Source organism: Hymenobacter psychrophilus, assembly GCF_900107135.1.
Classification (GTDB): Bacteria; Bacteroidota; Bacteroidia; order Cytophagales; family Hymenobacteraceae; genus Hymenobacter; species Hymenobacter psychrophilus.
This window is the reverse complement of the sequence record NZ_FNOV01000019.1, coordinates 35,022-52,933: the sequence shown is the minus strand read 5'-3', so window position 1 is coordinate 52,933 and position 17,912 is coordinate 35,022. Positions and strand designations below refer to the sequence as shown.

Annotated in this window: 17 protein-coding genes; 6 read left to right on the top strand and 11 right to left on the bottom strand. The window is 59.9% G+C overall.

Translation table 11 applies throughout. From position 1 onward, the window contains the following. Positions 1 to 516, top strand: a 516-nt coding sequence (locus BLW21_RS21660; RefSeq protein WP_175471063.1) for a DUF6503 family protein, incomplete at its 5' end; no start/stop codon positions are given. A gap of 33 nt (positions 517 to 549) precedes the next feature. Continuing rightward, the gene (locus BLW21_RS19780) at positions 550 to 1,149 is read left to right on the top strand and encodes a DUF2911 domain-containing protein (RefSeq protein ID WP_092743654.1); all 600 of its coding nucleotides are present in this window, start codon (positions 550 to 552) and stop codon (positions 1,147 to 1,149) included. Between the two features lie 680 nt (positions 1,150 to 1,829). On the opposite strand, the gene BLW21_RS19775 is transcribed toward BLW21_RS19780, so the two are convergent. The 11 genes from BLW21_RS19775 to BLW21_RS19725 all read right to left on the bottom strand — a co-directional run bounded on the left by BLW21_RS19775 (position 1,830) and on the right by BLW21_RS19725 (position 12,417). Then, the gene (locus BLW21_RS19775; protein WP_092743652.1) at positions 1,830 to 2,213 is read right to left on the bottom strand and encodes a hypothetical protein; all 384 of its coding nucleotides are present in this window, start codon (positions 2,211 to 2,213) and stop codon (positions 1,830 to 1,832) included. Positions 2,214 to 2,229: 16 nt separating this feature from the next. Next, positions 2,230 to 2,769, bottom strand: a complete 540-nt coding sequence (locus BLW21_RS19770) for a hypothetical protein (RefSeq protein WP_092743650.1) — start codon at positions 2,767 to 2,769, stop codon at positions 2,230 to 2,232. Between the two features lie 6 nt (positions 2,770 to 2,775). Further along, positions 2,776 to 3,663 (bottom strand): hypothetical protein, encoded by an 888-nt coding sequence (locus BLW21_RS19765; RefSeq protein ID WP_092743648.1) that lies wholly within the window; start codon positions 3,661 to 3,663, stop codon positions 2,776 to 2,778. Positions 3,664 to 3,694: 31 nt separating this feature from the next. Then, a complete protein-coding gene (traM, locus tag BLW21_RS19760; protein ID WP_092743646.1) occupies positions 3,695 to 5,098 on the bottom strand; it encodes a conjugative transposon protein TraM in 1,404 nt (467 codons plus the stop codon). 20 nt (positions 5,099 to 5,118) lie between these two features. Continuing rightward, a complete protein-coding gene (locus BLW21_RS19755; protein WP_092743644.1) occupies positions 5,119 to 6,012 on the bottom strand; it encodes a DUF4138 domain-containing protein in 894 nt (297 codons plus the stop codon). Between the two features lie 22 nt (positions 6,013 to 6,034). After that, positions 6,035 to 6,775: a hypothetical protein gene (locus BLW21_RS19750; RefSeq protein WP_092743642.1), complete on the bottom strand. Its 741-nt coding sequence runs from the start codon at positions 6,773 to 6,775 to the stop codon at positions 6,035 to 6,037. 114 nt (positions 6,776 to 6,889) lie between these two features. Further along, positions 6,890 to 8,026 (bottom strand): hypothetical protein, encoded by a 1,137-nt coding sequence (locus tag BLW21_RS21655; RefSeq protein ID WP_092743640.1) that lies wholly within the window; start codon positions 8,024 to 8,026, stop codon positions 6,890 to 6,892. Continuing rightward, entirely contained in the window at positions 8,023 to 10,641 is a 2,619-nt protein-coding gene (locus BLW21_RS19740; RefSeq protein WP_139255341.1) for a VirB4 family type IV secretion system protein, read from the bottom strand. The genes BLW21_RS21655 and BLW21_RS19740 overlap by 4 nt, the downstream gene beginning before the upstream one ends. Then, positions 10,610 to 10,936, bottom strand: a complete 327-nt coding sequence (locus tag BLW21_RS19735) for a hypothetical protein (RefSeq protein ID WP_139255340.1) — start codon at positions 10,934 to 10,936, stop codon at positions 10,610 to 10,612. The genes BLW21_RS19740 and BLW21_RS19735 overlap by 32 nt, the downstream gene beginning before the upstream one ends. Before the next feature lie 19 nt (positions 10,937 to 10,955). Continuing rightward, the gene (locus BLW21_RS19730; RefSeq protein WP_092743636.1) at positions 10,956 to 11,336 is read right to left on the bottom strand and encodes a hypothetical protein; all 381 of its coding nucleotides are present in this window, start codon (positions 11,334 to 11,336) and stop codon (positions 10,956 to 10,958) included. Positions 11,337 to 11,643: 307 nt separating this feature from the next. After that, the gene (locus BLW21_RS19725; protein WP_092743635.1) at positions 11,644 to 12,417 is read right to left on the bottom strand and encodes a hypothetical protein; all 774 of its coding nucleotides are present in this window, start codon (positions 12,415 to 12,417) and stop codon (positions 11,644 to 11,646) included. Between the two features lie 268 nt (positions 12,418 to 12,685). Here BLW21_RS19725 and BLW21_RS19720 point away from each other — a divergent pair, with 268 nt between their 5' ends. The 4 genes from BLW21_RS19720 (at position 12,686) to BLW21_RS19705 (ending at position 17,889) form a co-directional block, all read left to right on the top strand. Beyond that, positions 12,686 to 13,096, top strand: coding sequence for a hypothetical protein (locus BLW21_RS19720; RefSeq protein ID WP_092743633.1), 411 nt, complete (start codon positions 12,686 to 12,688; stop codon positions 13,094 to 13,096). 104 nt (positions 13,097 to 13,200) lie between these two features. Beyond that, positions 13,201 to 15,798 (top strand): toprim domain-containing protein, encoded by a 2,598-nt coding sequence (locus tag BLW21_RS19715; RefSeq protein WP_092743631.1) that lies wholly within the window; start codon positions 13,201 to 13,203, stop codon positions 15,796 to 15,798. Positions 15,799 to 16,445: 647 nt separating this feature from the next. After that, positions 16,446 to 17,501, top strand: a complete 1,056-nt coding sequence (locus tag BLW21_RS19710) for an ArdC family protein (protein WP_092743629.1) — start codon at positions 16,446 to 16,448, stop codon at positions 17,499 to 17,501. A 97-nt stretch (positions 17,502 to 17,598) separates the two neighbouring features. Then, entirely contained in the window at positions 17,599 to 17,889 is a 291-nt protein-coding gene (locus BLW21_RS19705; protein WP_092743627.1) for a hypothetical protein, read from the top strand. The last annotated feature ends 23 nt before the right edge of the window (positions 17,890 to 17,912 follow it).

Genomic DNA, 17,912 nt, shown 5'->3' with positions numbered 1-17,912 from the left:
GTGAAGGACGTGCTGCAGAACAACGGCTTTTACCGGGAAGTGAATGGCAAAAGGATTGACCTGTCAGAAGATAAAAAACTGGCCTATTCAAATTCTGTAAACTCTGTTATCTATTTTGCCTTATTGCCTTATGGTCTGAACGATGCCGCTGTCCATAAACAGTACCTGGGGCAGTTTAGGCTGAAAAATATTCCTTTCCATAAAATTAAGGTAACGTTCAAGCCGGAAGGGGGAGGAACTGATTCTGATGATGAGTTTGTGTATTGGATACACCCCCAAACATATAAAGTACACTATCTGGCCTATAGCTATAAAGTCAATGGAGGAGGGCTGCGGTTCAGGGAAGCTTTTAACGACAGGAAAATCAACGGCGTGGTGTTTCAGGATTATATAAATTTTAAACCCCTGTCTGACACCGCTTCGCTGGAACACTTGGACAAAGCTTTTCTAACCGATAGCCTTAAAAAACTTTCAGCCATTCAACTGGAGGATATTTTGGTAACCATCAACAAATAATGAAAAAGAGAGAAGACAACCTATGTAAACCTATTGGCAGATGCTTTGGCAAGTGTAGCAGCTGTAAGCTGTAACAATACCAGCCAACCCAGAGATGAAACCCAGGCCAAGCTGACAACAAAAGCAGATGACAAGGAGCAAATCTCTGCCTCTACGGAATCTCAGCCAGATACCATCAAGAAAAGTATTGCGTCAGAAACCAACGGAAAGATAGGCAAGGCCAACGTGCAAATTACCTATCACTCACCGGGTGTGAAAAATCGGACAATCTGGGGCGGACTAGTAGCATTTGACCAGGTATGGGTGACCGGGGCACACAAAGCAACTGCTGTCAAGTTGGATAAGGCAGTAAAAATTGATGGCAAGGAAGTGGTAGCAGGTACTTATGCCTTATTCACTATACCGGGGAGAGAAGAGTGGACCATCATCCTGAACAAAGATTATGAGCAACACCTGGCCGATGACTATGATCAGAAAAAAGACGTTCTGCGGGTAAAGGTAAAGCCGAAAACGCTTGATCAACACCAGGAAAGACTTAAGTACGAGATACATGCTACTACTACCGAAGAAGGAGCAATCACCATTTCTTGGGAGAAAGTCCAAGTTTTCTTGCCAGTAAGCACGAACTTCTAATAAGGATTGTGGCAAGGGCAAACAGGTAGAGTTCCTTTCCTAGATAGGCAAAAGTGAGGTGGTCGGGTGAAACAGGAGAGAATTGGGTGCTACCTTCCCAATTCTCTCCTGTTTCACCCGACCACCTCAGATTTCCCTTTTCGCGTGGCTGCAAATAATGGTCTCGCCATCCCTCGTGGGCGTGATTCTCGGTGGCATCGCTTGGCTTGGGTTAAAGGGGGTGCCGGGAACCGCAGTGGGATGCGTGTGCGCCGCGGTAGGCGTAGGACTGGGCATCTGGTGGGCGGAGAAGGCCCGGAGGGGTAAAGTAACAGTAGCGTTTGTATCCCGGGTTCGTCGTCATCCCGAATTGCAGGAGCAGGACCTAAAGTAGAAGCAGCAACTAGGTCTAGCCAAACGGTCGTGGCTGTTGCAGAAGTCTCGCTACTGCATCGAGCAGCAGGGCGCGGCGCGGTTTTACAACCAAAGACACTGCTTCAAACGCGTTTCATGCGGTCTCCGCTCGGTAGCGTCCCCAGAGCGCTCGTCAAAAAAGTTCTGCAACAGCCACGACCGCTTGGCGCTACTACTCGGTGTGTACAGTGATTCCGAAACCGCTGTAGTTATAACGCAGGTATAAAAGGAGAAGAAGCCCAACCAAATAATGATGGGGCTTCTTCGCTTTGCGGGAGGCCTTAAGCCTATTCCCCGATAACGTACACCGGCACGGCCTGCGCATCGACGCCCCGGCCGGTTTCCTTCTTGACCTCTTTGCCATCCAGCAGGATGGAGCAGGTGATTTCCGAGGCCGCCGTGCCCCCGTCAATGCTGGCCAGGATGGTCAGGTTGTCACCCTGCTTCATGGTGCGCTTAAACTTATAGCTCACTGGCAGCGGCGTGTTGCTGAGCGTCGTGCTGCCACCGCTTTCGTTGGTGTAGCTCAGGTAATCCGATACAGTGGCATTGGAAGTAACCTTGTATTCTACCTGATACTCTTTTGGCCCCGAGGGCGTAGCATCTTTGTCTTTCGAGCAGCTGGTGGCCAGGGCCGCGCAGCTCAGCAGTAGATAGGCAAGTCGTTTCATAAGTCAGAAAGGGTGGTTAGCGGAAGTGATACCGCAGGCCGGCACTCGCGTTGCCGGGCCATTGGTCGATTAAAGGGTTGTTGAACAGGTAGCCTTTCGTGCCGGTAGCCACGAGGGAAAGGCGGTTGCCGAGGAAGAACTCAACTTCGGCCCCGGCTTGTGGGCCGTAGGTGAAGCGTTGCGGCTCGCTGGCATCAGCAGCCAGCTCGCCCGTGCGATTTTCGTTGGTGCGCTCGTAGCCGGCCCCCGCCCCGATGAGCAGATGCACGTAGGCAAACTCCCCGATGCGGAACAGTTGCGGGGCGATGAACAGCCGGCCCTGATAGGTCGAGTATTCACCCTGAGCGCCGAGGGTGCCGGCATCACGCAGACCACTGACCCGCAGGGCCAGCTTATTGGTGAGCATGGAAGTGTAGCTCAACTCGTAGTAGTCGCCCTTTTCAGAGCGCCCGAGGTGGGCACCCCAGCTGGAGATGTGTTTAACGTGGCGTTGAGCCAGGGCCGGCGATGTGCCGGCCCCAGCCAGTACAAGCGCCACAAGCAGGAGCTTTTTCATGCGGGTTTAGCGACGGGGACGGGCGCGGTCCATTTTAATGAGTGACTGTTGAACCAACACGTCGGCGTACACCAGTTCCGCCGCCTGGCGCGAGGGACCCGGCTGCGAGGATTCGGCCAACAGCCGGTCGGCTTCCTGGCGCAGCTGCATCGCCTTTATCATGTTGTCGTTTGAGGAGTTGAGGGCGGCCATCCGCTCGCCTTCCGTCATGGCGTAGCGGCCCGGATTCTTGAGCGTGGCATTCATTTCAATGCTTTGCTGCGTCATTTCGTCGGCAATCTTGTAGTAGCCGAAGGCAGTAGCAATCTTCTTCTTCTGCATCATCTCCTCGTAGGCGAAGGTCGAAACGGCGGCTTCTTCGCGCTTGGCCTGATACTGGGAAGAACTCATGCGGCCGCCTGCGGCCGTGGCCCCCGCGCCAAAGCGGGAAAACACGTCGTACACGGTGTTCAAATCCTGCTGGGGGTTGTTAAGCTGCAGGGCCTGCCGCAGGCGTTCGGCTTTCTGAAACACCGGCATGTACTGGTTGCTCTGGCCCCGGCCCGACATGGACAGCGCCCGCGCAAACAGCTCCTGCGGGTTGGATAGGCGCAAATCCTGAATGCTTTGCACCTTCCGTAAGTCGGCCTGCACCTGCCGTTGCAGCTGCAGCGTCTGGTCGGTAATGTCCTTTACCTGACCGGTAATATCCTTGGTGACGCCGGCAATCTGCCGGGCATCTTTTACTACCTGGTAGTTCTTGACGGTTTCGGTCCATTGGGCCAGCCGTTTGGCGAAGTCGCCAATGTGAATGCCCATGTGTAGCGGGTCATTTACCACGGCTTGCGCCGAGGCCTCCTTGGAAGAGAAAACCAGCGTGACGGCCAGCAAAGCGGGCAAAAGGAGCTTTTTCATAGTCGTAAGCTTTAAGGTGAACGGAAAGGAATCAGCGGCCACTCGCGGCTTCCGGCCCCAACTGGCCGGCCGCCGCCGTGGTAATCAGGATGGGGTAGCCATCGGGGAGCAGCACGTCGCGCAGCTTGGTGCGCGTTTTGGGCCGGGAGAGCACCGTCGCCGCGACGCGGCCCCCGACACCTACTACCGAGTTAGCGGCCGAGGCCGAGCGGTCGATAGCGGTACTGAGTTCCTGCGTGGTCTGCTGCTGCAGGTCGCTGCCGGCCATGGAGGCATCTTTGGCAATGCGCTTCACCGGGTCAATCATGATGCCGGGCATGTAGTTGAAGTCGTAGATGTCGGCATCGACCCGCGTTGGCCCGAGACGATTCACTTCCAGCGTCACGTTGTTATTGCCCACCGTGGCCACGGCCGCGAAGACCATGTTTTTGGGGAAGGTCACGCCGCTGACCACGGCATCTTCCAGCAGGCGCAGAATGACCACCGAGCCGGTGCGGACCTTCTGCTCCCCGTTGATGACGCACTTAAAAAACACGTCGGGTGTGAGCTGCTGTTGCTGCTGGTAGTTGCCCTGCGCCATCATGCGCGAGGAGCTCCCGCCCACCTTGACGGTATTGAAGCCATCCATGCCAGGGGCATTCATCCGGGTGGCCAGCAGCTGTGCGGTCTGGTTGGGGTCGCGGTAGCGTTTGCCCGTCATGCGCTCGTAGGCAGCGCGGGTTTCGGGCGGGGAGCTAGCCAGCATCGCCAACACGTCCGGGTCGGTTTCAAACGGGGTACCGTCCGCGTCCCGCGCCGGCACCAGGCTACGGGCAGCCGCAGAGGAGCGCCGCCGGCCACCGCCGCCGCTGGCCGTGATACGGCGACGGGGCACCACCAGCGTTTCCGAGCGGTAAGAGCCGGTACTCGGGTCCTGAATAGTCGTCTCGATGGTATCCACGTCGGCCGCGGCCACGCGGGCGGCCTCGGCCCGGCGGGCCGCCGCCTGCGCGAAAGCCTGCGCGCGCCGCCGCCGACGCAGCGCCTGCCCGGTCGTATCGACGGCAAACACATCGACCACATCTTCATCGGTTGGGGTAGCCGGGGCCGATTTAGCGTCCATCTCGGCGCGGCGCTGGGCCTCGATTTGGGCCGAAGGCGAGGCGACGGGCGAAACCGGCGAGGTTTCGGGCGAAGCAATTTCCGGCTCAATGTTGGCCGAGGCCGCCGCTACCGGCTCCTTTTCCTGTTGGGCGGCTTCCTTCGCAGACTTCAGCCACAGAAACAGGCCCCCGACCACGAGCACCAGCAGCAGGCCGGCAAAGGCCATCCAGTTGGTGCGCAGAATTTCGGTGGGCGTGCGTTTCCCGGCCACGGCCGCGGGCCGCTGCTCCTGCTCATTATCGGGGTTAGGCGGTCGAACGGCCGGTTGATTTTGGGAGGTGATGGGTTCCATAGGGATGGGGGCCGGCGGCCTTAAATGGTGGAGGCGCGGTTAATCACCCGCGAGGGCACCGGCAGCACCAGCACCCGTGCCCCGTTGAGTTCGCGCAGGGTTACTTCCAGGTAGCCGCGTTCCGTGGCCGCGTACAGGGGAATGGCGTAGGTCAGGTAGCCGGTGGTGCGGCCGGTGATAATCTGATTGGCCAGCCCGCCCGAGGGAGCCAGCGGCCGGCGCGCTTCGTTCTTTTTGCGGGCCAGAAACTTCTTCTGAGCGTTTTCCACCAACTGGAAGTCGGTGAAATCGACGTTGTAGTCGATGTTGGTCTTGTTGATGACCTTGAAGCGCAGGTAGGTGAAATCCTTGTCGTTGCGCACGTTGGCCAGCGACAGTACCAGGTCATTATCCACCACGGCTACCGCCTGATGCTCTTCCTTGGCCTTGCGCAGCTTGCTGAGCTTGCCCTCGACCCTGCTTTTCTTCTCCTCTTCCTTATCAAGTGCCAGCTCGTTTTCCGGGGCCGAGCCGGCCGCCGTGCCGATGCCGCTCATGCCCAGGGCCCCGTCCTTTTGAAAGTCGTAGAGTTGCAGGACCGGCCGGTTGACAAACACGAGACGCCCCATCCAATACTTCGAGCCGTAGCGAATCAGCATGGGCGTAGGGGGCGCATTCTTGCGTTTGGCGCGCACGAATACCGCATTGGCTTCGATTTTGACCAAGTAATTGTTGGCCATGCCCACATCGACGAGCGACACTGGGCCACCAAACACGAGGTAAGTAGTAGAGCTGTCCGAAACGGCCACGTCCAGCAGGGTTTCATTGGCCACTACCACCGAGGAAGGCGGGCGCTGGGTGCGGGCGGTTTGGGCCGAAGCACCAGTAGCAGAAAGTAGCAGGCCCAGCAGGGCCGGCAGGATATAGTTAGGCATGGTTGAAATCTAAGTTTAGGAGTTAGCGAGTAGGAGGGCCAGATGGCGCGGGTGTCGGGCCCGCCTCTGCTTCGGGGGCCGGTGCCAGGCCTCTTTGCGCTTCCTGGAGGCGACGTTGCCGGTCAGCTTCCTGCGACTGCAGCAGCTCCTGCTCTTCCCGCGTCAGGGTGGGCGCGTAGGGGATGTAGTCGAAGTTGGTGATGAGCAGCCCGTAGGGGTTGGCATCCGAGCGGTTGGTTTCGGTCAGGTTGAACTTGGCGGCCAGCGGTAGAGGCTCCTTTTGCTGGCCGCCGATGAAAATGCGCTGCTTGATGTAGACCTGCCCGGCCCAGGGACGCTTGCTCATGTCCACGAGCACACTATCCACCGTCACGACGTTGCGGGCCGCGTACCGCTCGTAGTTCTGCAGTACCTGGCCGCGGGTGAAGCCCTCGTAAATCCGGCGGCCCCCACGGCCCTCAATCAGCGGCAGCGCCGCATCGAGGTTAGCCTTGTAGGTGTATTGGTCGTGGCCGAACATGGTTTGCATGAACTGGCGCACCAAGTTGCGGGCCTCGTAGGCGGTGTGGGCATCCGTGCCGGCCGAAAGGGCCGCTACCGAGCCGGTTTGCGAGACGACGTACACGCGCTTACCGCTGTTTTCGTAAGCCCGGTACACCAGGAAGCCCGAGGCCAGGGCAACCAGCAGCAGGGCTAAAACACTCCCCAGCGCCAGGTTGCGCATGGTGGAGAAGGAGGTACTCAAATCTTTGGCGGAATCCATCGTATAACTGGTTAGAAAGTCAGGCTGGAAGGTTGAAATCAGGTCGTTTGGGCATTTTCTTCCCTACCGCCCCATTGAGTGAGCAGCAGAAAAGACCCTTTCAGAAGGGGGGATTTAGGTAGTCCAGAGGCCCGAGGCGCGCTGCCGGTAGGAAGGGTTCAGGGCGTCCGACATGGTAATGGAGGGCAGGCCCGAGGAGGCGGAACTACTTGCTTCGCCGCCACCGCCGCTGCCTCCGCCGCCACTGGGGCTGCCTGCGCTGCCGCCACCACTGCCGCCACTGCTACCGCCGCCGCCAGCGTTGCCCATTGCCCGACCCACGGCTGAGGCCAGACCGCCGCCGCCAGGAGCTGCCACCCCGGCCACCGTCGTAGCCGCGCCCATTGCCATCCCGGCCATCTGGCCGGCGAAGCCCTGCACGGCCGAGGAGCCGATGAACATGGACGTGAGGTAGGGCACGATGATGTAGAGCATAACGAAGGCCACCGACATGAGCATGAACTTGGTGTCATCCACCGATTGGGCAGGCCCGCCGCTGGCCAGGATGCCGCCCGCGACCCGCTGGGTATCGGCAAAAAAGCCGTACATGGTATCCAGGAGCACGAACGTGAGCCCCCACATCTGCACGGCGATGAAGTTCTGCAGCCACTTCATGGCCAGCTGGCCGAAGGCCGGAATGACGGAAAGCGTCATGGCGATAGGGCCGGAAACGTAGAGGAAGCCCAGGATGAACTGTTGCAGGAACGTCATTATTTCCCGGACGATAAGCACGGTGGTAGCCGTGAAGAGCCGCGTCATAATGCCCGAGAAGGTGAAGGAGCTGAGCGTGTCGGAGATGCTGCTAATCATGGCGGCCGCCCCCGATACAATGTCGCCCATCCCGATATTGTCATTGCTGGCTGCGGCCGCCACCGCCGGCGGCGTGGTCAGGGCGCTGAGGGCTTCGGCCGCGGACTGGTCGGTCGAGAACAGGGCCGTGAAGGCCGCTATGCCGGTGCCCAGGGTATCAATCAGGCTCTGGTAGAAAAAGAGCAGGAAGAATATCCAGGTAGCCTTGATAATCGGCCCCCAGTCCATTGCCAGGCCGCTACCGCTGATAAAGCCGCGCCCGATGGTGTAGAGCAGGGCGATGCCCATCAGCGAGGGCGTCAGAAACCGGCAGGCCGTGAGCACAATGGCTAAGGTCTGGTCACAGGCGCGCAGAAACCCCGGGTCGATGCCGTAGGCCACCATTAGAAAGTTGCCCATCATTTCCCCCCGAGCTTGCGGCTCTGCTTATCTTCGACAAACTGATCCACGGCGTAGTCGAGGCGCTGCACTTTCACGTCCTCGTACTGTATCTCCCCATCGGTGCCGACCACGAGCTGGCCGGCCTTGTCCACTTTAGGGCGGCGGTTGGTCTGCTGGTAGAACTTCACCAGCTTGTTGAGGTGGTTGCGCTCCACCGGCTTGGAAGTCAGGATGGCATCGAGCTGGGGTGAGGCCTCCAGGGCAAACACCTTCCCTTTGGCTCCCTGCTTGATGAAGAACTCGCGCAGGGCATCGGTCGAGCGCACCGACTTAATCAGGTCCATCTCGTGGCCCGTCAGGCCGAGCGGGGCCTGCAGCTGGGCCAGCGAGTCGGGGTTGACATGCCGCAGGATGATTTTGGTAGCCGAATTATTGATAATGGCCGGCCCTATTTTGCTGCTGGTTATCTCGGTGATGCCCTGGGTGATGATGGTCACCGAGCCGTTGGTTTTGCGAATCGTGCGGTACATCGACTCGATGAACTCCGAGAGCACCCCGCTGAGCATCGTCCAGGCCTCATCCAGGGCGATGTACTTCACGTCATCCGGGAACTTGCGGAACAGGTCCAGGCTCAGCTCGGTGATGAGCATGGCCACCACCGGGTACAGGTCGGGGTCGGCCTGCACTTTGGCCAAATCGAAGCAGATGAGCCGGTACTCGCTCAAATCCACGTCGCGCTTGGCGTTGAGCACCCGCTCGTAGCGCCCGCCGCTGATGTACTGACCCAGCACCAGGAAGAACTGGTGCATGTCGATGTACTTCATGTTTTTTTGGTACTGCCGGCGCGCCCCGTCCAGCGGGTCCGCTTCCTGCCCTTCGCCGAGCACCGACACCGGCTTTTGCATATCGGCGTCGTAGCGCTCCACGAAGCGGTAGAAGCTCTCCATGCCGGGAAACTCCTCATCCTTCTGCCCCAGCTTGTCGTGCTCGTTGAGATACACGTAGTATTCAATCAGAAACCGGCTGAGGATGGTACGCTCCGACTTATCCAGGCCCGTATCCTTGCCCCCTTTCCAGAGGGCGGCAATCAGGGCCAGGTGGAAGTTGGTTTTCTCGTCGTTGTAGAGCCACTTGTTGCCGTTGGCTTGGTCCCGCGGGACGATGAAAGGGTTGAACTCGATGGGCCGCTGCGGGTCGTACTCGAAGTAGGTGTTGTCGAAATTCTCCCCATTCAGGGATTGCAGCACGTTGCGGTAGGTGCCGCCCACGTCCATAATAATCTGACGGGCCCCCTTCTCGTAGCGCTGCACAATCAGGTTGCCGAAGGTGTAGGACTTGCCCGAGCCGGAGGGCCCGATAACCATGGCATTCTGATTGTCCAGCGCCGTGTTGAACAGGTTCACCTGCACTAGATTGCGGAAGCGGTCAGTGAGGTATTCGCCTACCGGATCGGTTTTGTAGGTCGCGGTCCAGTGCATGTAGCAGGCCCCCCGGTCGGCGGTGGTAGTCAGCCAGCGGTCGGGCACCTGGTTGGCGTTGCCCGGCAGCAGGCCGAAGAACACCGGCAGGGCCAGGTAGCTTTCCACGACGCTCTCCGTGCCGAACATGTAGCGGAAGGCGGCCGTGGCCCGCTCCACGTTTTCCCGCCGGCTGGTATCGTTGGTATCCCACAGCATAAGCGAGAGGTGCAGGCCCACAATCTGCTTGTTTTCGGCCCGGACCTCGGCGGTAAATTCCTCGACTTCAGCCGCCCGCAGGTGGTTATCCTGGGTGGCCAGGAAGGAGAGCGAGGCATTGAGCTTGCGGTCGGTATCCAGGCTGCTCAGCTCCGCGCGGGTATCCTGAATCATCAGGGCCTGCGTGAGCACATGCGGGCACTGGAGAATATGGGTGAGCGGGTAGAGCATGGGCGCGGTGACGCCGTAGCTGTTCTTTACGGCCGGGTAAGCGTCCGAGCCCTGCCCCACCATCGACAGAACATTGACCTTCTGCTCGCCCACGCTGAACGTGCCCAGTTCGTTGCCCATCTCGCGCTCCTGCCGGGTGGGCTGAGCGTCGAAATTGAGGTTGAAATACTGCAGGTACAGCTGGTGGATTTCCTGGTTGCTGAGCCGCTCGAAGGTGACGCCGCCCAGGTTCTTGATGCCCTGAATGAATTCGACCGCGCCGCTTTCGGCCACCTCCAGGGTTTGCACTAGCTGCGCAAACGGATTCTTGAGCACGGCCTCGCCAGCGCGGGCCACCAGGGCATTGACCGCGTTGGTTTTGGGCGACTTTACCGCAGCCGGCGCAAACGAGATGAACAAGTAAGACTTCTGGAACAGCACCAGCCGCTCGAAGAAGTGCTTGTTCATCTTGTTTTCAAAGTAGGTCTGCTGGGTTTTGTCTTCGCGGTAGGGCCGGTCGTAGTAGATGTCGGTTTTCTGCACGATGCTGCCCACCGGCAGGGCCCGCAGCACCCCGACGAGGGCGGCCTGGAAGGCCTCGTAGTCTTCGATAGTCCAGCTTTCCATTTCGGCCGGCTCGACCAGGAAGCCCACGCCGACGCGCCCATCCTTGAACACGACCTTATCGCCCTCGAAGCTATGCACCGGCATCACCGCGTTAAACGCGGTGGTTTTTGGCTTTTTTGTCATGAGCGGGAGTTGGTAAAGGCCCCACGGCCAGGCGGCGGGGCTGAATGAAGGTGAAGGAGAGCCACCCCATCAGGAAGCCGGGCGCTTGCTTGCGGCTCAGGTAGCGCAGGCCCATGATGAGGCCCAGTTCTGCGACGATGACGAGCAGGTAGATAATGCGGGGGATTTTGACCGCCATCCCCAGAAATCCGAGCAGCAGCACGGAACCGATGAACAGGCCAACCATGATGCCCAGGTCCTGAATATTCATTCCCAGGACCTGGGCTGGTCGCTCAATAGACTTGTAGGAGCGCATGAGAGTGGAAACTCAGGGCTTAGCGTACGCCACCTTCGCCGCCGCCTACGGCACCTACCAAGTCGTCCTTGAACAGCTGGAAGCCGAACCACAGGATGACCCCGCCGACGAGCCAGCCCAAAGAGCCGAGCGCATCCGGGGCACCCTGCACGAACTTCATGACCACGCGAATCAGGCCGATAATCAGGATAATGGCGAAGATGACCTGCACGATGCCTACGACGGTTTCCTGCACTCCTTCGAGGGCACCTTGGGCGCTACCGCTCTGGGCAAAAGCCGCCCGGTTGGACAACGCCAGGGCCGTCAGCACGGCGTAGGCGCGTTTCTCTGCTTTGGATGGTTGGTAGGCGTGTCCGGCAACAGCCAATTTCTTGGCCAGGGAAAGGGGGTTGGTGAACATGGGGGAAAGGGTGTTGGAAATGGAGTGTGAGGGCGCTTATCTCCCCGGAAGCGGTGGAAAACGGATTAGGCGCAGCGCAACAGCGGCTGGCTTACTGGCGCAGGGCGGGCGCGCGGCAGCGCCCGGGCCAGACAGGTCTGGCCCGGTGTTTAAAAGCAGCTCGGGGCGGCTGGGGCGGGCACTGGAAGAAGTGGGAAGGCCGGGGCGGCGGGTAGCGGGGATGAGTTGGGTAGCATAGCGAGAGAGTAGAAATGAGGATGGGGTAGCGTGCTCATAAGTAGGTCGGGGGCCGGCCGCCGGGGCCGGCTTACTTTCCGGGGTACAGCCCCGTCAGCGCCGCTTTATGGCTGGCGTTCCTGGCCGCTAGGGCTGCCCGCTTGCGCTTGTTTAGCTCTACCTGCTTGAGTTGGTTGGCGCGGTCGTTATTGGTCGGGGCAGCCGTCGTAATCGGGTTGTCATAGAGGGATTCCGGCACGGCATCATCTGCCGCAGCTTCCGGGACTGGTTGCTCGGTGGCAGCCGCAGCGGCCGTTTCAGTAGCTGGGGCAGGCGCTTCTTCCATCCCCACAGTGGTCGTGCTTTCCGGCTCGTCGATACCAAGCCTATCGAAAACCGAAACTGCCGCCGTGCCCAGCATGTGAACCGAAGAGAGTACCGGCGGCGCAGCATCGGCTGGCGTGGCCTCTGATTCCTGAGTGCCCAGTACCTCTGCTGGCATAGCGGCCTCATTCTCAGTTACAGCATCCGCCGCAGATTCCGTAGCTGCCAGCTCCCGCGCCGTGATTTGGTCGGCTTCCATGCGGTCCGCTTCCGCCTGTAGCTCCTGCTCCTCTTTGGCCCGGAAATCCTCTTCGGGCATCAAGCGCGAGATGGGGTTGTCGGCCGACAAGGGCGGCGCGGCTTCGGCCGGCGTGGGCGTTGGCTTTGGCCCATAGTGAAAGGAGCGCACCGACCGGTGGTTGCTGGTGGCTACCAGTACCTCCGGCTTGCCTTTCCCGCTGCCGGTGAAGCGCCACCACACCAGCCCCAACAGGGCCGCGAGGGGTAGAAGTACCAGCAGGAAGAACAGGGCAGCTTGCATACTGGCGATGCTTTACGCCCTGTGTTCTGATAAAGTTCTGAAAGATTTCTAAAGTAATTCTTTTAAACTTCTTAAGAGTTTCTGCGTTAGCCGCAGTAGTCCGTTTCCGCAGCCTCCGCACCCATCAAGCTGACCGGCGGCTAATCGTACTATTTTGGCTTTTTGAGTTACCTGTTTGCAGCGTTTAGCTGCAATTTGTGTCTTTGTGGATTCTTTGCGTAAGCATCTGTCCACTCACACCTTTTGCACTATAACACCAACTGTTTACATGGTACCATCTCCACACATTTCGGCCCCGCTGGGCTTCCCCGACCTAAAGCTTTCCGTCCCCTATGCCGACGCCATCCGCTACGCCCAGTTCCGCCTGTTGATGCTGGCCAAAGGGGAGTTGAAGTCGTTCTGCGAACAGCACGAGCTTCCCTACACCAGCATCGTGGGCCTGAAAAACAGCTCCCTCAAACGCGAAGAGCCGCGCTTACTGCAGCGCCTGCTCCGCAGCCTGGCCGTCGATACGGAGGTAATCCGCATCCCCCCCAACAGCCAGAGTCCCCGCTTCCTGTTTCCCACGGTTGAAGCCCTGACCACTTTTCAGCAGCAGCTCAAATGCTTTGACAGTGGCAATCCTCCCCTTCCCGAATCCGAAGCCCCCACGGGCGGCGCGGAATCCCCTACCCCGTAACCACGACCGGATAGCCTTCCTGGTAGCCGAGCGGTACTTCTCACCGCTTTTCTTTCCCCGCCCGGAGCTACTGGTCATTTAAGACCACCAGTAAGCTACCCGCGATGAATGCACCCCGTGAGAACGACCCCAATGAGCTTGACCGGTTCAAGCGTGATATTGACCTCGTAGACTACGCCGAGCGGCAGGGCTACCAGATAAAAAAGGAAGGCAAGCGCGGCGACTGGCACCAACTCGAAAAAGACGGGGAGGTGCTCATCGTCACGCGCAAAGACGACCATCAGGTGTACCTCAATACCGGCGACGACCGGGACAAGGGCAGCGTCATTGATTTTGCGAAAACCCGGGGCGGTGATGGCCACGGGCTGAATTTGGGGCAGGTCCGCCAGCAGCTACGCGAGTATCTGAATGACGGGCCTGCCCCAACTCGTGCCTATGCCCCGGCCGCCGACGTGACCCGGCTGAACGCGTTGCCCGTTGGCAACCCCGACCACGAGCGCCAGGCCGAGGAAGACCGCCGGACACGGCTGATTTCCGAGGTGCTGGGCGTGAAGCGGGAACTGACCGACCGCACGTACCTGCACGGCCGGGGCATCGAGGACCAGACCATCGACAGCCCGGCCTTTCAGGGCCGCATCTTCACCGCGCAGCAGAACGAGCATAAGAACACGGCCTTTCCCTTATACAACGCCGAGGGGCTGGCCAGCGTCGAGCAGAAGAACGAGCACTATAAAAACCTGCTCCCATTGCCTAAAAACGGCATTTGGGTATCCCACCCTACCGAGGGGAAAGGCACCCAGGTGGAGCGCATCATCGTCAGCGAATCGGCCATTGATTCGTTGTCCCACCACCAGCTGAAAAGTGGTCAGGACCAGAAAAACACCATTTACATTGCCACCAGCGGCACACCGACCGAGGCCCAGGTAGCCCTGATTCAGCGGGTGATTGACAAGCAGGAGCCCCGGGAGGTCGTCTTGGCCAACGACCGTGACGCCGGGGGGCGGCAGTTCAACATGAACTACCTGAACGAGCTGCACCCGGCCCGGCCGCTGGTGCCCGTGGCCGAGCAGGAAGCTTACAAAGAGCCAACGCGGCCGGTGGAGTGGCACGCCACCAGCGACAAGTACCATACGGGCTTGAAAGTGACTTATCACCACGACTCGGCCGAAGCCGGCGCGCAGCAGGTGCAGCAGCTTAGCGACCGGGTGAGCCAGATGAACGGCACCCAGGAAGCCGGACCCACCATTGCCCTGGAGGTGCAGCGCAGTTCCGACCGCGAGACGGTGCTGCGGTTGTCGGTGGCCAAGGCCGACACCGCGCAGTTGGAAGTGCTGACCCACGAGCTATACCGGCAGCGCGAACAGCTACGCCCGGAGCCGGAGCGCCAGCAGGAGACGTTTCTGCGCGTAGACTACCCCGTAGCGAAGGACTGGAACCGGGACCTGGAACTGACCCGGCAGGGCCTGAATGCCGAGCAAATCCGCGCCCAGGCCCAGCGCGACGAGCAGCAGCGCGAAGTGGAGCGCCAGCAGCGTCTTGCCGAGCAGCACCGCCAGGAGCAGGAGCAGCGCCAACTGGCGCGCCAGCAGGAGCAGCAGCGCCGCGAGAACACCCCGGCAGCGCAAGAGCAGCGCGAGGCGGACGACCGCCGATTCAATCAAGCCGTGCTGGGCGCGGCCGTCGCCAGTGCCGGCGCGGAGCCGGACCCGCGCCCGTTCCGCTCCTACCAGTCCGAGCAGGAAGCCGCCGCGCACACCGCGCAGTTTGTGCATGCCCGCGATGCGGGGTTGGTTTTGCTGAAAGAGTACATCAACGATAACCCCGCCCCCACCGGCCGCAAGGTGGATGAAACCGAGCAGCAGGAAAACCGTGACCGGGCGCGCTACGCCGAACGAAACCCAGCCCCGGCGCTAGCCACCGTGCCGGCCGCTGAGGAGAAAACCGCGACGTGGAAGATTGACGAAGTTGCCCCCAACACCACCGGCCGCGCCGAGGCTTGGAAGGAGGTGCTGGATAACAGCTCGTACAGCTACAAGACGAGCGAAATCCGCAGTACGATTGACGAGCAGGGCATCCGCCGCGCGGAGTTCGATATGACCTATCGTAACGACCAGCCCGATATTGCCATCATCCACGCCATCATTACGAACACCAACGCCCGGGCCGAGGCCGGCCAGGAAGTATATGCCGGCGTTAGCGTCAGCGAGAGCGAGGCCGACCGTGCAGCGCGCCAGGTAGTCGCCGAGGCCGCCGCCATTCAGCCCCACAACCGCGACCGGACCATGGACCAGGCATCGGCCACGCCGGCAGCCGAGGGGTCGCCGGGGCACCGGGCCGCCGAAGCAGTACCCGCGCCGCAGGGCGACGAGAAGCAGGTCGTTATCAAGGTGGACGAGGTTGCGCCCGCGCCGGGTGCCCGCGGCCAAGCCGAAGCCGTGAAAGAAGCCGTGGCCGGCAGCGGCGCGAAGACCGGCGATATTCAGAGTACGACTGATGGGCAGGGCATCCGCCACTCGGAGATGAAGGTTTCGTACCGAACCGACCAGCCCGAAATTGCCCGAATCAGCCAAACGCTCGATGCCGTGGCCAGCCAGCAGGGCAGCAGTGTGATTGAGCACAGCAGCGACCGGGCCGAGCGCCGCGAAATCAGCAAGGGCTACGAAATGGCCCAGCCGCAGCGTACCCAGGAAATCACCCGGTAGCCGGGCGCTTTGCGCCCGTCCACCGCGCCGGGTTCGGCGTTTTCATGCCGATCAAGAAAAGCCGCCCCGGTTCTCAGGGCGGCTTTTTTGTGCCGGCCTGAGAACCGGGGCGGGTTCATTCGTTATCGTTGCCACTAGTTTCCCGTTTCTAAGCCGTGAGAGCAGTTTTTCAATAGTAGCAGCGGTGCTAAAAGCAGCTAACTAATAGCTTTTATAAGCCAAAGATTCAGCAGTTGGGCGTGTCCCTTCGGGCCGGGCTATCCAGGGCTGCGGCTACGCCTTCGGTCCTTCGGACTAAACCCTTCCTATCCCTCACGCAACGGGCCACGCCGGAAAGCAAGTCTGCTGGCTCCACTGCCGTTGGTCGTTACGACTACTGACCCGCTTTCCGGCCGCTACGCAAGCCTGCTGACTTCACTCCCGCTGGTCGTTACGAATGCAGGCCCGCTTTTTCCCTCCCGCCCGAATACCAGAATTAGTGGCCTAATGCTGCCCAAACGAAATCGGGAAACGATTGGGGCAGTGGGGGAAAAAGGTGGCATAAATCTATGCAAAATGCGCATTAATAAATGTACATAATGCAACAGTAAGGGCATGATTTGCGTTTAATAAGTATATAACAACACATACAACAGCAACCGCTTATCATGAAAAAGACCACGAAAGCCGCCGCCAAGAAAGCCACCAGCAAGGCCACCACCGCCCGCCCCGACGTGTACCAGATTGTGACCGACCGCATCATTTCGTCCCTCGAAGGCGGCATCATTCCGTGGCGCAAGCCGTGGAACGCGGTTTATGGCTTGCCCCGCAACTACGCCACCGGCCGCGTTTATAGTGGTATCAACCTGTTTTTGCTGCATTTCAGCGGTGCCCTGCCGTTTTTCATGACGTTCAAGCAGGCCCTCGAAATGGGCGGTAATGTCCGTAAGGGTGCCAAAGGCCATCAGGTGGTGTACTACAACGTTTCCACCCGCGAGAACAAGCAAACCGGCAAAGAGGAGAAAATGCCCTTTCTAAAGTATTACACCGTGTTTTCGGTGGAGGATATCGAAGGCATTGCGTTTGATTTGCCCAAAGTGGAGAAGCGCGAATTTACCCCCAGCGAGGTAGCCGAAGGCATTGTGGAGGCGTGGGACGGTAAGCCCGCTATTCAACACCTGCATCAGCGCGCCTACTACTCCCCTTCGCTGGACTTTGTGAATATGCCCAAGCCGGAGACGTTCACCACGTCGGAAGGCTACTACCAAACGCTTTTCCACGAGTTGACCCACAGCACCGGCCACAAGGCCCGCCTTGACCGCGCCGACCTGACCGCCGGCGAAGGCAAGCAAAGCCTGAGCTATGCCCGCGAGGAGTTGACCGCCGAAATGGGCGCTTCGTTCCTGAGTGCCGCCGCCGGCATTGCGACCGAGCAGACCGAGGAAAACGCCGTGGCCTATATCCAAAGCTGGTTGGAGCGGCTGAAAAATGATAAGCAGCTAGTCATAAAAGCCGCTAGCAAGGCCCAGAAAGCCGCCGAGCTCATTCTGGGTCACACCACCGAGCCGGACGAGCCGCAGGCTCAAGAGCAGCCCGCCGAGCAGCTGCAGCTGCCGGAGCCCGGCGCGGTGATGGTGGCCGCCACGAGCGAGGCAGCGCCCGAACTTGACGCCATCGGCCGCGAGTACGCCGCCGCTGAGTTGAGCTGGCTAGCCGCCGCTTAGCTCTCAGGGCTGGGGTAGCAGCAAAGCCGCTGCTACCCCAAAGCTCCTAGCCCTAGCCATAATTCTAGCCCTAGCTCTAATTCTAGTCTCTTTCCTGATGAAAGCCAGCGAAGCCCCCACCATTCGGCACCCCAGTTGGAACCAGTACCGCAACCGGATAATAGCCGCCATCGCCGACGTGGAGGTAATGATGCAGCAGCTTGGCAAGGGCATCAACAGCGAGGTGCTGACCGAGGAGGTAGCCGAGCGCCTGATGATGGAAATAGACACGCCCGAGGCGTACGAGGCGCTGCTAAAGCTGGTTCGGGCGACCCGGGCAATAGCCCGCGAGGGCCTGCGCATGACCCGCGAGGAGCAGGGAGGCCAATACGCCTTGCTTCTCGTATGATTTCCTTCTCTTTTCCATCTTAT

Bases quoted from the DNA above. Each gene is read 5' to 3' on its own strand.
- BLW21_RS19775 (WP_092743652.1), bottom strand. From the start codon at position 2,213: ATGAAACGACTTGCCTATCTACTGCTGAGCTGCGCGGCCCTGGCCACC.
- BLW21_RS19770 (WP_092743650.1), bottom strand. From the start codon at position 2,769: ATGAAAAAGCTCCTGCTTGTGGCGCTTGTACTGGCTGGGGCCGGCACA.
- BLW21_RS19765 (WP_092743648.1), bottom strand. From the start codon at position 3,663: ATGAAAAAGCTCCTTTTGCCCGCTTTGCTGGCCGTCACGCTGGTTTTC.
- traM (WP_092743646.1), bottom strand. From the start codon at position 5,098: ATGGAACCCATCACCTCCCAAAATCAACCGGCCGTTCGACCGCCTAAC.
- BLW21_RS19755 (WP_092743644.1), bottom strand. From the start codon at position 6,012: ATGCCTAACTATATCCTGCCGGCCCTGCTGGGCCTGCTACTTTCTGCT.
- BLW21_RS19750 (WP_092743642.1), bottom strand. From the start codon at position 6,775: ATGGATTCCGCCAAAGATTTGAGTACCTCCTTCTCCACCATGCGCAAC.
- BLW21_RS21655 (WP_092743640.1), bottom strand. From the start codon at position 8,026: ATGATGGGCAACTTTCTAATGGTGGCCTACGGCATCGACCCGGGGTTT.
- BLW21_RS19740 (WP_139255341.1), bottom strand. From the start codon at position 10,641: ATGACAAAAAAGCCAAAAACCACCGCGTTTAACGCGGTGATGCCGGTG.
- BLW21_RS19735 (WP_139255340.1), bottom strand. From the start codon at position 10,936: ATGCGCTCCTACAAGTCTATTGAGCGACCAGCCCAGGTCCTGGGAATG.
- BLW21_RS19730 (WP_092743636.1), bottom strand. From the start codon at position 11,336: ATGTTCACCAACCCCCTTTCCCTGGCCAAGAAATTGGCTGTTGCCGGA.
- BLW21_RS19725 (WP_092743635.1), bottom strand. From the start codon at position 12,417: ATGCAAGCTGCCCTGTTCTTCCTGCTGGTACTTCTACCCCTCGCGGCC.
- BLW21_RS19720 (WP_092743633.1), top strand. From the start codon at position 12,686: ATGGTACCATCTCCACACATTTCGGCCCCGCTGGGCTTCCCCGACCTA.
- BLW21_RS19715 (WP_092743631.1), top strand. From the start codon at position 13,201: ATGAATGCACCCCGTGAGAACGACCCCAATGAGCTTGACCGGTTCAAG.
- BLW21_RS19710 (WP_092743629.1), top strand. From the start codon at position 16,446: ATGAAAAAGACCACGAAAGCCGCCGCCAAGAAAGCCACCAGCAAGGCC.
- BLW21_RS19705 (WP_092743627.1), top strand. From the start codon at position 17,599: ATGAAAGCCAGCGAAGCCCCCACCATTCGGCACCCCAGTTGGAACCAG.